16 protein-coding genes and 1 other annotated feature are annotated in these 16,364 nt (G+C 47.3%); all 16 genes read left to right on the forward strand.

The features are described 5' to 3' along the window. Positions 1-182 precede the first annotated feature (182 nt). The 16 genes from ACTTK6_RS12720 to sigH all read left to right on the forward strand — a co-directional run bounded on the left by ACTTK6_RS12720 (position 183) and on the right by sigH (position 16,185). A complete protein-coding gene (locus ACTTK6_RS12720; protein ID WP_079475077.1) occupies positions 183-890 on the forward strand; it encodes an MgtC/SapB family protein in 708 nt (235 codons plus the stop codon). Between the two features lie 141 nt (positions 891-1,031). Beyond that, the gene (locus tag ACTTK6_RS12725; RefSeq protein ID WP_079475078.1) at positions 1,032-1,496 is read left to right on the forward strand and encodes a CtsR family transcriptional regulator; all 465 of its coding nucleotides are present in this window, start codon (positions 1,032-1,034) and stop codon (positions 1,494-1,496) included. Positions 1,497-1,511: 15 nt separating this feature from the next. Then, the gene (locus ACTTK6_RS12730; protein WP_079475079.1) at positions 1,512-2,087 is read left to right on the forward strand and encodes a UvrB/UvrC motif-containing protein; all 576 of its coding nucleotides are present in this window, start codon (positions 1,512-1,514) and stop codon (positions 2,085-2,087) included. Further along, on the forward strand, positions 2,087-3,151 hold the full coding sequence (locus ACTTK6_RS12735) for a protein arginine kinase (RefSeq protein ID WP_079475080.1): 1,065 nt from the start codon (positions 2,087-2,089) through the stop codon (positions 3,149-3,151). The genes ACTTK6_RS12730 and ACTTK6_RS12735 overlap by 1 nt, the downstream gene beginning before the upstream one ends. Positions 3,152-3,181: 30 nt before the next feature. Then, positions 3,182-5,638, forward strand: coding sequence for an ATP-dependent protease ATP-binding subunit ClpC (clpC, locus tag ACTTK6_RS12740; protein WP_079475081.1), 2,457 nt, complete (start codon positions 3,182-3,184; stop codon positions 5,636-5,638). Between the two features lie 130 nt (positions 5,639-5,768). Beyond that, positions 5,769-7,157 (forward strand): DNA repair protein RadA, encoded by a 1,389-nt coding sequence (gene radA, locus ACTTK6_RS12745; RefSeq protein ID WP_462833606.1) that lies wholly within the window; start codon positions 5,769-5,771, stop codon positions 7,155-7,157. A gap of 184 nt (positions 7,158-7,341) precedes the next feature. Next, positions 7,342-8,466 (forward strand): PIN/TRAM domain-containing protein, encoded by a 1,125-nt coding sequence (locus ACTTK6_RS12750; RefSeq protein ID WP_079475083.1) that lies wholly within the window; start codon positions 7,342-7,344, stop codon positions 8,464-8,466. A gap of 239 nt (positions 8,467-8,705) precedes the next feature. Continuing rightward, positions 8,706-9,401 (forward strand): 2-C-methyl-D-erythritol 4-phosphate cytidylyltransferase, encoded by a 696-nt coding sequence (gene ispD / locus ACTTK6_RS12755; RefSeq protein WP_462833607.1) that lies wholly within the window; start codon positions 8,706-8,708, stop codon positions 9,399-9,401. After that, positions 9,401-9,880: a 2-C-methyl-D-erythritol 2,4-cyclodiphosphate synthase gene (ispF, locus tag ACTTK6_RS12760; protein ID WP_079475085.1), complete on the forward strand. Its 480-nt coding sequence runs from the start codon at positions 9,401-9,403 to the stop codon at positions 9,878-9,880. The genes ispD and ispF overlap by 1 nt, the downstream gene beginning before the upstream one ends. Before the next feature lie 52 nt (positions 9,881-9,932). Further along, on the forward strand, positions 9,933-11,393 hold the full coding sequence (gltX, locus tag ACTTK6_RS12765) for a glutamate--tRNA ligase (RefSeq protein ID WP_079475086.1): 1,461 nt from the start codon (positions 9,933-9,935) through the stop codon (positions 11,391-11,393). A gap of 10 nt (positions 11,394-11,403) precedes the next feature. Beyond that, positions 11,404-11,621, forward strand: a binding site (T-box leader). An 89-nt stretch (positions 11,622-11,710) separates the two neighbouring features. Then, the gene (gene epsC / locus ACTTK6_RS12770) at positions 11,711-12,385 is read left to right on the forward strand and encodes a serine O-acetyltransferase EpsC (protein WP_079475087.1); all 675 of its coding nucleotides are present in this window, start codon (positions 11,711-11,713) and stop codon (positions 12,383-12,385) included. Further along, positions 12,385-13,779: a cysteine--tRNA ligase gene (gene cysS / locus ACTTK6_RS12775; protein ID WP_094908837.1), complete on the forward strand. Its 1,395-nt coding sequence runs from the start codon at positions 12,385-12,387 to the stop codon at positions 13,777-13,779. Before epsC ends, cysS begins: the two co-directional genes overlap by 1 nt. 1 nt (position 13,780) lies before the next feature. Next, positions 13,781-14,197 (forward strand): Mini-ribonuclease 3, encoded by a 417-nt coding sequence (locus ACTTK6_RS12780; RefSeq protein ID WP_079475089.1) that lies wholly within the window; start codon positions 13,781-13,783, stop codon positions 14,195-14,197. Next, complete coding sequence (gene rlmB / locus ACTTK6_RS12785) at positions 14,194-14,946, forward strand: 23S rRNA (guanosine(2251)-2'-O)-methyltransferase RlmB (RefSeq protein WP_462833609.1); 753 nt, start codon at positions 14,194-14,196, stop codon at positions 14,944-14,946. The genes ACTTK6_RS12780 and rlmB overlap by 4 nt, the downstream gene beginning before the upstream one ends. Then, positions 14,943-15,455: an NYN domain-containing protein gene (locus ACTTK6_RS12790; protein ID WP_079475091.1), complete on the forward strand. Its 513-nt coding sequence runs from the start codon at positions 14,943-14,945 to the stop codon at positions 15,453-15,455. The genes rlmB and ACTTK6_RS12790 overlap by 4 nt, the downstream gene beginning before the upstream one ends. A 79-nt stretch (positions 15,456-15,534) precedes the next feature. Beyond that, complete coding sequence (gene sigH, locus ACTTK6_RS12795; protein WP_371862279.1) at positions 15,535-16,185, forward strand: RNA polymerase sporulation sigma factor SigH; 651 nt, start codon at positions 15,535-15,537, stop codon at positions 16,183-16,185. Positions 16,186-16,364: the final 179 nt, after the last annotated feature.

The following is a 16,364-nucleotide window of genomic DNA, read 5'->3' on the forward strand; positions in this document are numbered from 1 at the left end:
CGAACACGGAAGTTAAGCTCTTCAGCGTTGATGATAGCCGGGGGCTCTCCCCCCGTGAAAGTAGATCGCTGCCGGGCGAGCTAAACCGTTTCCCTTTTCGGAGGGGAGCGGTTTTTTTATATGAGAAAGCTTTAAACAAAGCAAAAAAGATAGGATATAATGAAGGAAAGGATGTGACTTAGATGGAGCAGTGGTTGGAATATGAATCAGTCATTATACTAATTCGTTTAATTCTTGCTGCTTTTTTGGCGGGAGTGATAGGAATTGAGCGGGAATCGAAAGGCCATCCAGCTGGTTTTCGAACCCATCTGCTGGTTGGGACCGGTTCCTGTTTGGTGATGCTGCTTGCTTTATTTGGCTTTCAGGACTATTTAAACCAAAACGGGGATCTGGTTGCTTATGATCCTTCGCGTTTGGCTTCTTATGTAATAAGTGGGATTGGCTTCCTCGGTGCTGGTACCATTATAGTTCAGGGAGCTTCTATACGGGGGCTGACTACTGCTGCTTCCATCTGGACAGTCGCTGCTATCGGCCTAACCATAGGGGCAGGAATGTTTTTTGCTGGTATTGCTGCGACGGTCATTGTATTGACAAGTCTTATCTTTCTAAATCACGTAGACAAATGGTTTAAAAACGTTTCTGATACGGACGTATTGTTTATAGCTATGGACAAAAAAGCAAACGAGCTCGGCGAGGCGATTCAGCGTCTCGAAAGCATGGAGGTTCAAGTTCAAAAAATAAAAGGGAAAGAATTCGACGAAGACGAAGCTCTTCTTCATTATTATATTAAACTTCATCTACCAGAGGGTATAGCTGAAACAGAACTGTATCAATCTTTATATAAAGTGGAGAGCATAAAAGAAATAGAATTGAATCCGTCCTATGATTAATATATCTCAGGGCGGATTTTTCATTTTGCCCTTCTCTAGCTTGAAAACAATTGAATAATATTATATATTATAGTCAAAGATAGTCAAAATCAATTTTTTGATAATAGCAAGACGAACCGGGGCGGAGAGGAGGTCGCGGGAATGAAAAGCATGTCTGATGTTATTGAAAATTATTTAAAACAAATTTTAACACAGAGTGAACAGGATCTAATTGAAATTAAAAGAAGTGAACTTGCAAAGCGCTTTGAGTGTGTCCCCTCTCAGATTAATTATGTCATAAGCACGCGTTTTACTATTGAAAAAGGCTATGTAGTAGAGAGTAAACGTGGCGGTGGCGGGTATATACGAATTACAAGGGCTAAAATTTCAGATCACGCAGAGCTGCTTCGCCAAGTTTCAGATCTTGTGGGCCACGGTATTGATCAAAGAACGGCAGAGAGTGTTATTATGCGTTTATTTGAGGAAAAAGTGGTGAATAAGCGTGAAGCAAATTTAATGCTTGCGGCAGTTGATAGGTCTATACTGGCTTTGAAGTATCCAGAAGAAAGGGATATTGTTCGTGCGCGGATCATGCAAGCTATGATAGAAAGCCTGCGCTATGAATAAGGGGAGGGAAGAGATATGATCTGTCAGAATTGCGGTCAGCGTCCGGCCTCTTTGCATTACACGAAAATCGTTAATGGAGCTAAAACAGAGCTTCATTTATGCGAAGAGTGTGCAAAAGAACAAGGGGAATCTTCTGAAACGGAGCATTCTTTCATGTCAGCTGCCGGTGGCTATACAATCCAGGACTTGTTATCGGACTTATTAAACATGGATCAGCCTAGTACTACTGGAAACGCCGGGAAGAAACAGCCGAAAAAAGCAAACACAACCCGGCCGCTGACATGTGACAACTGCGGACTGACGTATAAACAGTTCACTCAATCCGGTCGATTGGGTTGTGCTCATTGTTATCACGCGTTTGAATCGAAACTGACACCTGTTTTTCGCCGGGTACACAGCGGCAATACCCATCATACCGGCAAGGTTCCAAAACACAGGCATGAGAAGCTGTATGCCCAAAGGGAGCTGGAGGAGAAAAGACGACAGATTAACATTTTTGTCCAAAATGAAGAGTTTGAAAAAGCTGCGGAATTAAGAGACGAAATCCGGGCCCTTGAAAAGCAGTTTCAAGGAAGGGAGGAAGACAGCTGATGGCATCCGAACAATTTTTTTCAGAAGCGATCAGTCCGTGGATGCAGGAAGGCCCAGGGCCGGAAGGCGATATTGCTCTCAGCACCCGGGTCCGGCTTGCCCGTAACATAGAGCAATATCCCTTCCCTGTTTTTGCTTCAGAAGAAGCAAGTGCAACACTTCTGCGCTATGCTTCTTCCACTCTATTGAATCAATCAAAAGAAGTAGGCTTCCTTGAAGCGTTGAATATGAATGAGCTTCGCCCGAATGAACGGCAGGTACTGGTGGAAAAGCATCTTGTCAGCCCCTATTTAATAAAAAACATGGCACATAGTGCTGTTCTTTTGAATAACGATGAATCAATCAGTATCATGGTTAATGAGGAAGATCATTTACGTCTTCAATGTCTGAGTAACGGCATGCAGCTTGAAGAATGTTACAATGAAGCTGACCGTCTCGATGATTGGGCGGAAGCCAACCTTACCTATGCGTTTGACGAAAGGCTCGGTTACTTAACAAGCTGCCCGACAAATGTAGGAACAGGTATGAGAGCTTCAGTAATGGTACACCTGCCTGCTTTAGTCTGGACCAACCAGCTTAGCCGTATTCTTCCGGCTATTCACCAGATTGGTCTTGTCGTAAGAGGCATTTACGGAGAAGGCAGTGAAGCACTTGGCAACCTTTTTCAAATTTCCAACCAGATGACATTAGGAAAATCTGAAAAAGATATCATTGAAGATCTGCGCGGTGTAGTAATGCAGGTGATTCAAAGAGAACGCCACGCACGCGAGTCTCTGCTCAGCTCTTCAAGAATAAAGCTCGAAGACCGGGTGTTCAGGTCTTACGGCATCCTTGCCTACAGCCGTACGATGACAACCAAAGAAGCTGCCAATCGTTTATCAGACGTGAGGCTTGGTATCGACCTGGATTTAATTAAAGGGATTTCGGGTAATATTTTAAATGAACTTATGTTACTGACTCAGCCTGGTTTTCTTGAGCAGTATGCAGGAGAATCACTGACTCAAGAAGAAGCAGATATAAGACGGGCAAGTGTGATCCGTGAAAGAATAAAACTTGAACTATAGATTTACCAATGCGTAGGAGGTGCATGCAACATGATGTTTGGCCGTTTTACAGAACGAGCGCAAAAAGTATTGGCGCTAGCTCAGGAAGAAGCTATCCGCCTTGGCCATAATAATATAGGAACAGAACACATTCTTCTTGGTTTAGTGCGTGAAGGTGAGGGCATTGCGGCGAAAGCCCTTCAAGCATTGAATTTGGATACAGACCAGATTCAGCAGGAAGTAGAAACCCTTATTGGTACTGGGCAACAGGGATCGAAAACGATTCATTACACTCCACGGGCGAAAAAAGTTATTGAGCTTTCCATGGATGAAGCGAGAAAACTTGGGCATTCCTATGTAGGAACAGAGCACATTCTGCTTGGCTTAATCCGTGAAGGAGAAGGCGTTGCAGCCCGGGTACTGAATAATCTTGGCGTCAGCCTGAATAAAGCCCGGCAGCAGGTGCTTCAGCTTCTCGGAAGCAATGAAGGTGCTTCGAGCTCTGGAAGCCAGCAGGCTCCTGGAGCAGGGGGAAGCGCCAATACGCCTACCCTGGACAGCTTAGCAAGAGACCTGACGGCAGTAGCTAAAGAAGAAGGCCTCGATCCGGTCATCGGAAGAAGCCAGGAAATTGAACGTGTTATTCAGGTATTAAGCCGCCGGACAAAAAACAACCCGGTTCTTATCGGGGAGCCTGGTGTAGGTAAAACAGCTATCGCTGAAGGCCTGGCATTGTCGATCGTCTCTAACGAAGTTCCAGAAACGCTCCGGAATAAACGGGTCATGACCCTCGACATGGGCACAGTCGTTGCCGGCACGAAATACCGCGGTGAATTTGAAGACCGCCTGAAAAAAGTAATGGAAGAAATCCGCCAGTCCGGAAATGTGCTGTTGTTCATTGACGAACTGCATACCTTAATTGGCGCCGGCGGTGCAGAGGGTGCGATTGACGCATCGAACATTCTGAAGCCGTCCCTTGCACGTGGAGAGCTGCAGTGCATTGGTGCAACTACGCTGGATGAATACCGCAAGTATATTGAAAAAGATGCCGCGCTTGAACGTCGTTTCCAGCCAATTCAAGTGGATGAACCGACCCTTGAAGAATCTATTCAAATCCTTGCTGGTCTGAGAGACCGTTACGAAGCCCATCACCGGGTAACTATCGGGGACGAAGCCATCGAACAGGCCGTAAAATTATCCGACCGGTACATTTCGGACCGTTTCCTCCCGGATAAAGCAATCGACTTAATCGACGAAGCGGGTTCACGGGTGCGTCTGCGTTCCTATACAGCACCACCCAACCTAAAAGAACTTGAACAAAACCTCGAGGAAACACGCAAGGAAAAAGATGCGGCTGTTCAAAGCCAGGAATTTGAAAAAGCGGCTTCCCTTCGTGATTCCGAGCAGCGGCTGCGCGCAGAAGTCGAAGAAATGAAAAATGAATGGAAAGAAAAGCAGGGACAGGAGAACTCTGCGATTACGACAGAGGATATTGCTCAGGTTGTTTCGAGCTGGACAGGCGTACCGGTATCCAAGCTTGCGGAAGAAGAGACGGACCGCCTGCTTCATATGGAAGACATTCTGCATAACCGGGTTGTCGGTCAGGATGAAGCAGTCAATGCTATTTCCAAAGCCGTGCGTCGTGCCCGTGCAGGCTTGAAAGATCCGAAACGGCCGATTGGCTCCTTTATCTTTCTCGGACCTACGGGTGTAGGTAAAACAGAGCTGGCACGTGCTGTAGCGGAAACACTATTTGGAGACGAAGAATCAATTATCCGCATTGATATGTCCGAATATATGGAACGCCACGCAACGAGCCGCCTGGTCGGTTCCCCTCCAGGCTATGTCGGCTATGAAGAAGGCGGCCAGCTGACAGAAAAAGTGCGTCGTAATCCGTACTCCGTTATTTTGCTCGACGAGATTGAAAAGGCGCACCCGGAAGTATTTAACATCCTGCTTCAAGTACTTGAAGATGGGTTTCTCACCGACTCCAAAGGACGCCGGGTCGATTTTAGAAATACAGCATTGATCCTGACATCGAACGTCGGGGCAAGCACTCTCCGCCAAAATAAAAGCGTCGGCTTTGCCGCTCAGTCAACCGAGCAGAAATTCGACGATATGCGTGACAAAATCATGGGCGAGCTGAAAAACACATTCCGTCCTGAATTTATTAACCGCCTGGACGAAATCATTGTCTTCCACAGTTTGGAAAAAGAGCATATCAAAAAGATTGTGCGCTTAATGACCGAGCAGCTTAAAAAACGTGTGGAAGAACACGGCATCAGCGTTGAAATTACCGAAGCAGCGCTCGATAAAATTGCTGATGAAGGTTTTGATCCTGAATACGGGGCCCGGCCGCTCAGACGTGCTCTGCAGCGTCACGTGGAAGATCGTTTATCCGATGAGCTCCTCAAAGGCACGCTTCAAGAAGGCAGTACCGCTGTCATTGATGTGAAAGACGATGAGTTCATTGTTGAAACGAAATCAGGCACGGCAAAAGCGCAATAAGGTTATAATCGAAACAGCTGCCTTGTGGCATATTGATGTCAGGGGGCAGCTGTTTTTCTTTTTATGAATACAAATTAGAGTGAAATCGAAACGAAAACGGGTGCTTCCCGTAGTAAAAGAGGAGGATCGTATGGCAAAAACGAAAACAAAATTTGTCTGCCAGGAATGTGGGTATGAAACGCAAAAGTGGATGGGGCGCTGTCCGGCCTGCAACAACTGGAATACGATGGTAGAGGAAAAAGAAGCTCCGGCATCAAAATCAAGCCGCCGCCCGGCGGCAAATGTGTTCAGTGAAGCCGACAAGCCGACACCAATTACCCGGGTAACCGGGGAAAAAGAAAACCGCATTTCAACGTCTGTAGAAGAATTAAACAGAGTATTAGGGGGAGGCATCGTGCCGGGATCGCTAGTACTGGTTGGGGGCGACCCTGGGATCGGAAAGTCGACGCTGCTTCTTCAGGTATCTGCCCTGCTTGCTTCCCAGAAGTATCGTGTGCTTTATGTTTCCGGAGAGGAATCGGTAAAGCAGACAAAAATGAGAGCGGAACGGCTCGGAGTGGAAGCAGATACGCTGTTTGTCTTTACAGAAACAAACATGGAACGGATCGAAGCGGCGATGGAAGAAGTGAAGCCTGACCTTGTAATTATTGATTCGATTCAGACAGTGCACTCGGATGAAATCCAGTCGGCCCCTGGGAGCGTAGCCCAAGTACGTGAATCGACGTCGACATTTATGCATATCGCAAAAAATCAGGGCATTGCTGTATTCGTTGTCGGCCATATGACCAAGCAGGGGTCCATTGCCGGACCGAAAATGCTCGAGCATATGGTAGATTCCGTGCTTTACTTTGAAGGCGAACAGCATAATACGTATCGGATCTTGCGGGCTGTAAAAAACAGGTTCGGCTCGACGAATGAGATCGGTATATTCGAAATGAAGGAAGCAGGACTGAAGGAAGTAACAAACCCCTCTGAAATCTTTCTCGAAGAACGAACCGAGGGTACGTCAGGCTCAGCAGTAGTAGCCTCTTTGGAAGGTACCCGGCCGGTGCTTGTGGAACTGCAGGCGCTAATTGCTCCTACGAGCTACGCATACCCGCGCCGGACAGCTACGGGCATCGACCAGAACCGGATTGCACTTCTGATGGCGGTGCTCGAAAAACGCCTCGGTATGCTTCTTCAAAACCAAGATGCTTATATTAATGTTGCCGGGGGAGTGAAGCTCGACGAGCCGGCGGTTGACCTTGGTATTGCGATATGCGTTGCCTCAAGCTTTCGGAATCAATCAACGAATCCGGGAGATATTGTAATGGGGGAAGTCGGGCTGACCGGGGAGATCCGGCGCATTTCCCGGGTGGAGGAACGCGTGAAAGAAGCAGCAAAGCTCGGATTTTCGCGAGCGATTATTCCATCAAAAAATATTGGCGGGTGGACATTTCCGGAAGGCATTCAGGTAATAGGCGTAAAGACGCTTGAAGAAGCACTGGACGCTGCGCTTGATCCGGCCCCGCTCAGATAGATAGGAAGATGAAGGTCCTGTTCGTTTTCCAGGATCTTCTCTATCCTTTTTCCTAATAATTAAGAAAATTCAACAATCTTATGAATATATTGTATCAAATTGTCCAAAGTTGTGATAAATATGGCGTTAGTGGTTTGTACGGAGAGAAAAATGTTTATAATATCCTTAAGGAGGTGCATGGAAAGTGTTGGAAAAGATTGTACAGTTATTTTTTGTTCTTGCCGGTATTACGTTAGGTTTCCTTTATATTCCTGAACTTATCTCATTATTTCCTTTTTATACTTTTCCTGACTGGGTGTATAATGCCTATATCGGTGCAATTGCAGGGGCTATTGTTGTTGGATTTGTGTTTTGGGCTATTAGTTTGTGGGTGGCAAGACCAATTGTCAACGGCATGCGCTTTTTAGAAGAAAAAGTCGTGAAGGCACCTGTTACAGACGTGTTATTCGGGACGCTAGGCCTGATTTTCGGCCTGGTGGTTGCCTTTCTCATTTCTCTTCCGCTTAATTCAATCCGTATTCCAGTAATTGATTCCGTTCTGCCCTTGTTTTTATCCTTTTTCTGTGGCTACTTCGGCTTTCAGATTGGTTTTAAAAAGCGTGATGAACTGCTGGGCCTTTTTTCGACCTCAAAAAACGCTGCTGCGAAGGAAGAAGCAGCGCTGGACGCTGCAGCAACCTCGGAAGAAAATCAGGCGTGGGAGAAACTGCTTGATACGAGCGTAATTATTGACGGGCGCATTGCGGATATTTGCCAGTCAGGGTTTATTGAAGGAAAACTGGTAATTCCGGAATTTGTGCTTGAAGAGCTTCAGCATATTGCGGATTCTTCGGATGTGTTAAAGCGCAACCGGGGCCGGCGGGGTCTTGATATTTTAAATCGCATTCAAAAGGAGCTTCCTATTGAAGTAGAGATTACGGACACCGATTTTGAAGATATTCATGAAGTGGACAGCAAGCTGGTAAAACTCGCGAAAGTGCGGAATGGCATTGTCGTTACCAATGATTTTAATTTAAACAAAGTATGCGACCTCCAAGGCGTTAGTGTGTTAAATATTAATGACCTGGCGAACGCCGTCAAACCAGTCGTTCTTCCCGGCGAAGAAATGCTGGTCCAGGTAATCAAAGACGGAAAAGAACAGAGCCAGGGCATCGGATACTTAGACGATGGCACGATGATTGTAGTCGAAAGCGGCAAAGGCTATATCGGCCAGGAAATAGAAGTGGTAGTTACAAGTGTCCTGCAGACGAGTGCTGGACGGATGATATTTGCCAAACCAAAGGTATCAAAGCGCGAAAAAGCTTTATAAGGAAATGCCCTGTGCCTGCACAGGGTTTTTTTATGCGGATTTTTCCAGGTTATACAGAACTGTCAGCTTTTCCTTCAGAGAAAGTTTTGGTAAAATTAATGTTTGATAAGCGGTACGGTAGAATAATAAGGGCGTTTTATGGGTACTAGCATATTATTAACAAGCGGACTTTGCTTTAAGAGCGGAGCAAATGCGATACATACACTGGTAACACAATGTCGTGAAATTGGAGAGGTACTATGAACTATGCGGTAGTCATTCCTGCAGCCGGCCAGGGGAAGCGAATGCAGGCGGGCCATAATAAACAGTTTCTCGTTTTAGAAGAACGGCCATTAATAATTCATACTGCATCTGTTTTCGAGCAGGATCCGTGGTGTAAAGAAATTATTGTTGTTGCCAATGCTTCAGAAATTTATGATATGGAAGAGCTTTTCAAGGAGTGGGGCATAAGGAAAGTGAAGCAGGTGGTCGTTGGTGGAAACGAGCGCCAGAACAGTGTACATGAAGGGTTGAAATGCCTTATCCCTGAGCATCAGGTCGTTTTGGTCCATGACGGGGCCCGCCCGTTTGTGGAGCAGGCCGATATTCACCGTCTCGTGGACCAGGCAGAGCAGACCGGAGCCGCAGTACTTGGTACAAAAATGAAAGACACCGTTAAACGTACAGATGGAGAGAAAGTGCTTGAGACAATTGACCGCTCGAGTTTATGGGCTGTACAGACTCCGCAGGCTTTTCAGGCTGCAGTGGTGACGGAAGCCTACGATTACGCTGCCGCTCATCAGATTATTGGGACAGACGACACCAGCCTGGTGGAATATATGGGCCGGCCGGTAAAAATTGTCGAGGGGAGCTATGATAATATCAAGCTGACCACCCCTGAAGACATGGTGGTGGCCCGTGCGATTTTGCAGAAGCGAAGAGAGGGAAAAAGGTAATGAGAATAGGACATGGATATGATGTACATCAGCTGCAGGAAGGCCGTCCTTTAATCCTTGGGGGCATAGACATTCCTCATGATAAAGGGCTCCTGGGGCATTCGGATGCAGACGTTTTACTTCATGCAGTGACAGATGCGATACTGGGGGCAGTCGGTCTAGGCGATATCGGCAAGCATTTTCCAGACACAGATCCCGAGTTTAAAGATGCTGATTCCGCGGAGCTGCTTGCGCATGTCTGCAGTCTTGTAAAAGCTAAGGGATGGAAACTGGGAAATGTCGACGCGACCATACTCGCCGAGAAACCAAAAATGGCTCCACATATACCAGAGATGAAAAAGAAGATCAGTAAACTGCTTGAAGCAGAGGCAGACGACCAGGTGAACGTAAAGGCGACTACTACAGAAAAGCTTGGATTTGTCGGTCGAAAAGAAGGCATTGCTGCTCATGCGGTGGTCCTTCTGCAGCCAGCTGATTAAATATATGAAAAAACGTGTGAGATAAAAAGGAATTCTACGGAGGGTGAAGGAAATGAGTGAAAAAGTACGTGTAAGGTTTGCTCCGAGTCCGACTGGCCATCTTCATATTGGCGGGGCGCGCTCGGCACTGTTTAATTATTTATTCGCCAGAAGCCAGGGCGGCGATTTTATTCTACGCATTGAAGACACAGACCAGGAGCGTAACGTGGAAGACGCTACTTCTCGTTTAATGGAAAGCCTGCGCTGGCTGGGAATCGAATGGGATGAAAGCGTAGATGTTGGCGGCCCGCATGCGCCCTATCAGTCGATGGAACGCATTGACCTGTACAAAGAATACGTGCAGCGTCTTCTTGATGAGGGCAAAGCCTATTATGATTATATGACAGAAGAAGAGCTCGCCCAGGAAAGGGAAGAGCAGATGGCCCGCGGCGAAGCCCCGAAATACAGCGGGCGTGACCGCGACCTTACCCCGGAACAGCGAAAAGCATACGAAGACCAGGGGATTAAACCTGTCGTTCGTTTCCGCGTGCCGGAAGGGAAAAGCGTGATTATCGATGATGTTGTCAGAGGAAACGTCATTTTCGACTCTAACGACATCGGAGACTTTGTTATTGCCCGTAAAGACGGCATACCGACCTATAACTTTGCGGTAGTAATTGATGATCATCTGATGGAAATTTCACACGTCATTCGTGCAGAAGAGCATCTTTCCAACACCCCGCGCCAGGCACTGGTCTACGATGCTTTTGATTGGGAAAAGCCACGCTTTGCCCATGCCTCACTGATTTTGAATCCCAACCGCCAAAAAATGAGCAAGCGGGACGGCTCGGTAATCCAATTTGTAGAACAGTACCGTGATCTTGGATACCTGCCGGAAGCCATCGTAAACTTCCTGGCGCTGCTCGGCTGGTCTCCAAAAGGCGAAGAAGAACTGTTTTCTATTGAAGAGTTAAAAGAGCAGTTTTCGCTGGAGCGGGTGTCCAAAGCCCCGGCGGTCTTTGATACGGACAAGCTCGCCTGGATGAACAACCAGTATGTGAAAGAGGCAGATACAGAGCGCCTGACGCTCCTTGCGCTTCCGCACCTGCAGGAAGCAGGAAAGCTGCCGTCAAAGCTGTCGGAAGAACAGTATGAGTGGTTGAAGCAGCTTGTGGGAATCTATCAGGAGCAAATGCACTATGCGGCAGAGATTGTTGAATTGACAGACATGTTCTTTAAAACAGAGATTGACTACACTCAGGAGGCCCAGGAAGTCCTTGAGCAAGAGCACGTAAGCACTGTACTGGAGCAATTCTCGAAAGAGCTTGACGAAGCTTCGGATTTTGAACCGGAGACAGTGAAAAAAGCGGTAAAAGCTACCCAGAAAGCGACAGGCTATAAAGGCAAGCAGCTGTTTATGCCGGTCCGTGTGGCGACGACAGGCCAGACGCATGGACCGGAGCTGCCGGTAGCCATTTCACTTCTTGGAAAGAATGTTGTGCAGGCAAGGCTGCAGCAGGTACTATCTTCATAAAATAAATATCGTTAAAACTATGACAGGAAGAAGTAAAAAACAAAAAGCTTTATACAGAGATGCTCTCCAGTGGCTGAGAGAGAGCATAGAGCTGGTTTTTGAAATGCCTCCTGGAGCCCGCTGCTGAACATAGTAGGCAGCGGCGGTGTGCCCCGTTACGGCAGAAAAGAGAAGTGCCGGCTCCGGCGCTTAAGCAGAGTGGAAACGCGCTTTAAAAGCGTCTCTGTGCGAATTCGCACAGAGATGCTTTTTTTATTGATATACTAAGCATATAAATATGAGAGCTTGAGAGCAGGCATAGAAAGTGGGGAAGCACCATGTGGAAAACGCTGAAAAATGATTTGGACGTCGTGTTTGACCAGGATCCGGCGGCACGGAACCGTCTCGAAGTGGTCTTCACGTATGCAGGCGTACACGCTGTATGGTCTCATCGTTTCGCCCATTGGCTGTGGAAGAAAAAAATGTTTTTCTTTTCACGTGTAATTTCACAGCTCAGCCGTTTTATCACCGGGATCGAAATTCATCCTGGCGCTGTGGTTGGTGAACGGCTGTTTATCGACCATGGCATGGGGGTCGTGATCGGAGAAACGTGTGAAATTGGTGATAACGTCACGATTTTCCAGGGCGTCACTTTAGGCGGTACGGGCAAGGAAAAAGGCAAACGGCACCCGACGATTGAAGACCATGTATTGATCGCAAGCGGCGCCAAGGTGCTCGGTTCCATGACGATTGGAAAACACTCCCGCATCGGCGCAGGCTCGGTCGTATTAAACGAAGTGCCGCCAAATTCAACGGTTGTTGGCATTCCAGGGAAGGTGGTCGTTCAGGACGGGGTCAAAATCAACAGAAACTCCCTGGACCATCAGAATCTTCCGGACCCGGTGGCAGACAAGATTCGTTCACTCGAAGCGGAAATCGAAATGCTGAAAGAACGACTCCCGGAACACGAAAATGCAGACAATGAACAATCGGTGAAAGGAAGAGAGCAGTAATGGCCATTCATATATACAATTCATTAACCAATAAAAAAGAGCCGTTTCAGCCGATAGACCCGGACCGGATTACGATGTACGTTTGCGGGCCGACCGTGTACAACTACATTCATATCGGTAATGCACGTCCTGCTATTGTTTTTGATGCCGTCCGCCGCTATTTGAGCTACCGTGGTTACAACGTGTACTATGTGTCGAACTTTACTGACGTGGACGACAAGATTATTAAAGCTGCCCAGGAAATGAATGAAGAAGTACCGACGCTTGCTAACCGTTTTATCGATACGTACCTTGAAGACATCGAATCACTCGGAGTGGAAAAAGCGGATCTTCATCCACGGGCAACTGAAACCGTAGAAGAAATGGTTGAATTCATCGAACAGCTGATCGCAAAAGGATTTGCTTATGAATCAAACGGTGATGTGTATTATCGTACGAAGAAATTCAAGGAATACGGGAAGCTTTCCTCGCAGTCTGTCGGAGATCTGCAGATGGGTGCGCGGATTGAAATAGGCGAGCAGAAAGAGGACCCGATGGACTTCACGCTTTGGAAAAAAGCGAAAGAAAACGAAATTGCCTGGGACAGCCCGTGGGGTGAAGGGCGCCCGGGTTGGCATATTGAATGCTCTGCAATGGTGAAAAAGTATATGGGAGACACTATCGACATCCATGCCGGCGGCCAGGACTTAAAATTCCCCCATCATGAAAATGAAATTGCCCAGACTGAAGCATTAACCGGAAAACCGATGGCTCACTACTGGATGCATAACGGCTATATCAATATTAATAACGAAAAGATGTCGAAGTCGCTCGGTAATTTCGTGCTTGTGCATGACATGATTCAACAGCATGACCCGGAAGTAATCCGCTTTTTCATGATGCAGGCTCACTACCGCAATCCTATTAACTTTGATAACGATCTGCTTGAATCAGCAAGAGCCGGGTTGGAACGGCTGCGTTCAACGCTTGAAAATGTTAAACACCGCCGGAGCGAAAGCGTAAACGGGGGCAGCAGTGCAGGACAGGAAGCAGCCGAACGGGCCAAGGCTCGTTTTCTGGAGGAAATGGACGATGATTTCAACACAGCGAACGCTATCAGTGTGCTGTTTGATCTGGCCCGTGAAGCAAACAAATATATGCAGCAGCCACAGACGAGTATTGCTTCGCTGGACGCGATTGTTGAAACGATGACAGACATGGGGAGCGTGCTGGGCGTTTCGTTGGAAAGAGAAGAAGTAATGCTCGATGAAGATATCGAGAAGCTTCTCGAAGAGCGGGTGGCAGCAAGGAAAAATAAAAACTTTGCCCGTGCCGATGAAATCCGGGACCAGCTCGAGAATGATGGAATTTTATTAGAAGATACACCGCAGGGAACACGGTGGAAGAGGAAATAACATGATAAACTATAGTAAAGTAGACGAAAAACAGTTGAACGCTTTGGCGCTTGCATATATGGGAGATGCAGTGCTCGAAACCCATATCCGCCATTATTTAATTTCGGAAGGGAAAGTGCGACCGCAGGAGCTGCATAAGCAGGCCACCTCCTACGTATCAGCTCAGGCCCAGGCGGAAGTGCTTCGGGCCATTTGGGACGAAGGGTATTTAACTGAAGAGGAAACAGCAGTTGCCAGGCGGGGACGAAATGCAAAATCCGGAAGCCTGCCTAAGAATGCGGATCTCGCCACCTATCGTATGAGTACTGCGTTTGAAGCGGTGCTTGGGTATCTATATTTTGCCGGCAGGCAGGAGCGGGTAAGTGAAATCATTGCATTTGCGATAGACAAAATACAAGAAAGAGGCCGGTCATTATGAGCCAGGAATGGATTGCCGGGAAAAATCCTGTTATAGAAGCATTAAAAGCCGAACGGAAAATAGAAAAAATTATGATTGCAGACACCTCCAAAAAAGGGGCAGCACAGGAAATTCGTGCTCTGGCAGGAAAAAAGGGGATAACGGTTCAGGAAGTTTCAAAGAAAAAACTCGATGAGCTTGATGCAGGCGTCCATCAGGGAGTAGCGGCTGCGGTCCCTGCTTACCAGTATGCAGGACTGGATGATTTGTTCCGTACAGCAGAAAAGCAGAACGAGGATCCATTTTTTCTCGTGTTGGACGGTATGGAAGATCCTCACAATCTGGGCTCCATGATACGAACAGCAAACGCCTCCGGTGTACATGGCGTCATCATTCCGAAAAGACGTGCGGCCGGCGTGACCCAGACCGTGGTAAAAACATCGGCGGGAGCAGTAGAGTATGTGCCGGTAGTCCGGGTGACAAACATCAATAAAACGCTCGATGAATTAAAGGATAAAGGTCTCTGGGTAGCCGGGACGGGAACAGAAAATGCTTCTGATTACAGGGAGATGCAGGCGGAGATGCCGCTTGCGCTGGTCATTGGAAATGAAGGAAAGGGGCTGAGCCGGCTCGTAAAGGAATCCTGCGACTTCCTGATCCAGATCCCGATGCACGGTCCGGTTACTTCCTTGAACGCTTCCGTCGCCGGAGGTATTCTAATGTATGAAGTGCTGCGCAAGCGCCAGGAGAAGGGAAGGCATACACCATGAAGGACATTCTTCTCGTAGATGGGTACAATGTGATTGGCGACTGGCCGGAGCTGAAGCCGCTCCGTGCCGGACACCTGGAAGAAGCACGGGACCGCCTCATTGATGTGATGGCGGAGTACCAGGCGTATAAAGGATGGAGAGTTATCATTGTTTTTGATGCCCATATGGTCCCAGGAATCGGAAAAAACTATCAGCTGAAGCGCGTAGAAGTCGTATACACGAAGGAACACGAGACGGCCGACGAACGTATTGAAAAATTAGTCGGAGAGTTAAAAAACGTGGAAACAAGAGTGCACGTAGCCACCTCGGATTATGCGGAGCAATCAATGACGTTTGGGAGCGGAGCCTTAAGAAAATCAGCAAGGGAGCTCCGGCATGAAGCGAAGCTTGTCGAAAAGGGCATTGAAGAACAGCTCGCAAATCAAAAAAAAGCAATTCATAAGACTACTCTTCCTATCACGGAAGAAATGGCAGAAATTTTCGACAAATGGCGCAAAAGGGATCTGTAGGCAGTTGACGCTCTTATGAACACTCCGATATAATGGTTCCTATATTTATACTACTACGCGCATGGGCGGAGGGATTGTATTGAGTACAGACCTCAAGAAACCGGAACCACGTCAAACTACCCGAACCGAAGATGAAATACTGATTGAATTTGCACGTGCAGGCGATAACCAGGCATTAGAACGACTGATTGAGAAGTACCGGCATCTAGTGCGGGCGAAATCGCGATCGTATTTTCTCATCGGGGGAGATTATGAAGATATCATACAAGAAGGAATGATCGGGCTGTACAAAGCTGTACGAGATTTCCGGGGAGACAAATTATCCTCATTCCGTGCCTTTGCTGAACTATGCATTACAAGGCAGATCATTACAGCTATAAAGACGGCGACGAGACAGAAGCATTCGCCGCTGAACTCATATATCTCCCTGGATAAACCAGTGTATGAAGAAGACTCGGAACGCCCTCTGCTCGATATCTTAGTAGAGACCCACGCCAAAAGTCCGGAAGATTTGCTGATCATCCGGGAAAAGCATGAGGATATGGAAACGAAAATTGGCAGCGTGCTGAGCGAACTGGAGCAGCAGGTGCTGCAGCTTTACATCGATGGCCGTTCCTATCAGGAAATGTCCGGACTGCTTGGAAGAAGGAACAAATCGATCGATAATGCCCTTCAGCGAATCAAGCGAAAACTCGAAAATTGTGAAGAATGGAATGCGTTAATCTCTTGAAAGACGGGTTTTAAACGCTTTTTAATTTCAGAAAAGTCAAAAATAATTATGTGACAAGTTATTGACAGCGTTTTCTCACGGTGGTAAGATTTATTTAAGTTAATACGTTAGGTTGAGTATATGAAAGCCGCACACCATTCATTCCATTGGGATACGTGTGCGGCTTTTTGTAGGCTTTC

The sequence above is a fragment of the Marinococcus salis genome, from assembly GCF_054971365.1.

Coding starts and splice junctions, on each gene's coding strand:
- ACTTK6_RS12720 (WP_079475077.1), top strand. CDS start 183: ATGGAGCAGTGGTTGGAATATGAATCAGTCATTATACTAATTCGTTTA.
- ACTTK6_RS12725 (WP_079475078.1), top strand. CDS start 1,032: ATGAAAAGCATGTCTGATGTTATTGAAAATTATTTAAAACAAATTTTA.
- ACTTK6_RS12730 (WP_079475079.1), top strand. CDS start 1,512: ATGATCTGTCAGAATTGCGGTCAGCGTCCGGCCTCTTTGCATTACACG.
- ACTTK6_RS12735 (WP_079475080.1), top strand. CDS start 2,087: ATGGCATCCGAACAATTTTTTTCAGAAGCGATCAGTCCGTGGATGCAG.
- clpC (WP_079475081.1), top strand. CDS start 3,182: ATGATGTTTGGCCGTTTTACAGAACGAGCGCAAAAAGTATTGGCGCTA.
- radA (WP_462833606.1), top strand. CDS start 5,769: ATGGCAAAAACGAAAACAAAATTTGTCTGCCAGGAATGTGGGTATGAA.
- ispD (WP_462833607.1), top strand. CDS start 8,706: ATGAACTATGCGGTAGTCATTCCTGCAGCCGGCCAGGGGAAGCGAATG.
- ispF (WP_079475085.1), top strand. CDS start 9,401: ATGAGAATAGGACATGGATATGATGTACATCAGCTGCAGGAAGGCCGT.
- gltX (WP_079475086.1), top strand. CDS start 9,933: ATGAGTGAAAAAGTACGTGTAAGGTTTGCTCCGAGTCCGACTGGCCAT.
- epsC (WP_079475087.1), top strand. CDS start 11,711: ATGTGGAAAACGCTGAAAAATGATTTGGACGTCGTGTTTGACCAGGAT.
- cysS (WP_094908837.1), top strand. CDS start 12,385: ATGGCCATTCATATATACAATTCATTAACCAATAAAAAAGAGCCGTTT.
- ACTTK6_RS12780 (WP_079475089.1), top strand. CDS start 13,781: ATGATAAACTATAGTAAAGTAGACGAAAAACAGTTGAACGCTTTGGCG.
- rlmB (WP_462833609.1), top strand. CDS start 14,194: ATGAGCCAGGAATGGATTGCCGGGAAAAATCCTGTTATAGAAGCATTA.
- ACTTK6_RS12790 (WP_079475091.1), top strand. CDS start 14,943: ATGAAGGACATTCTTCTCGTAGATGGGTACAATGTGATTGGCGACTGG.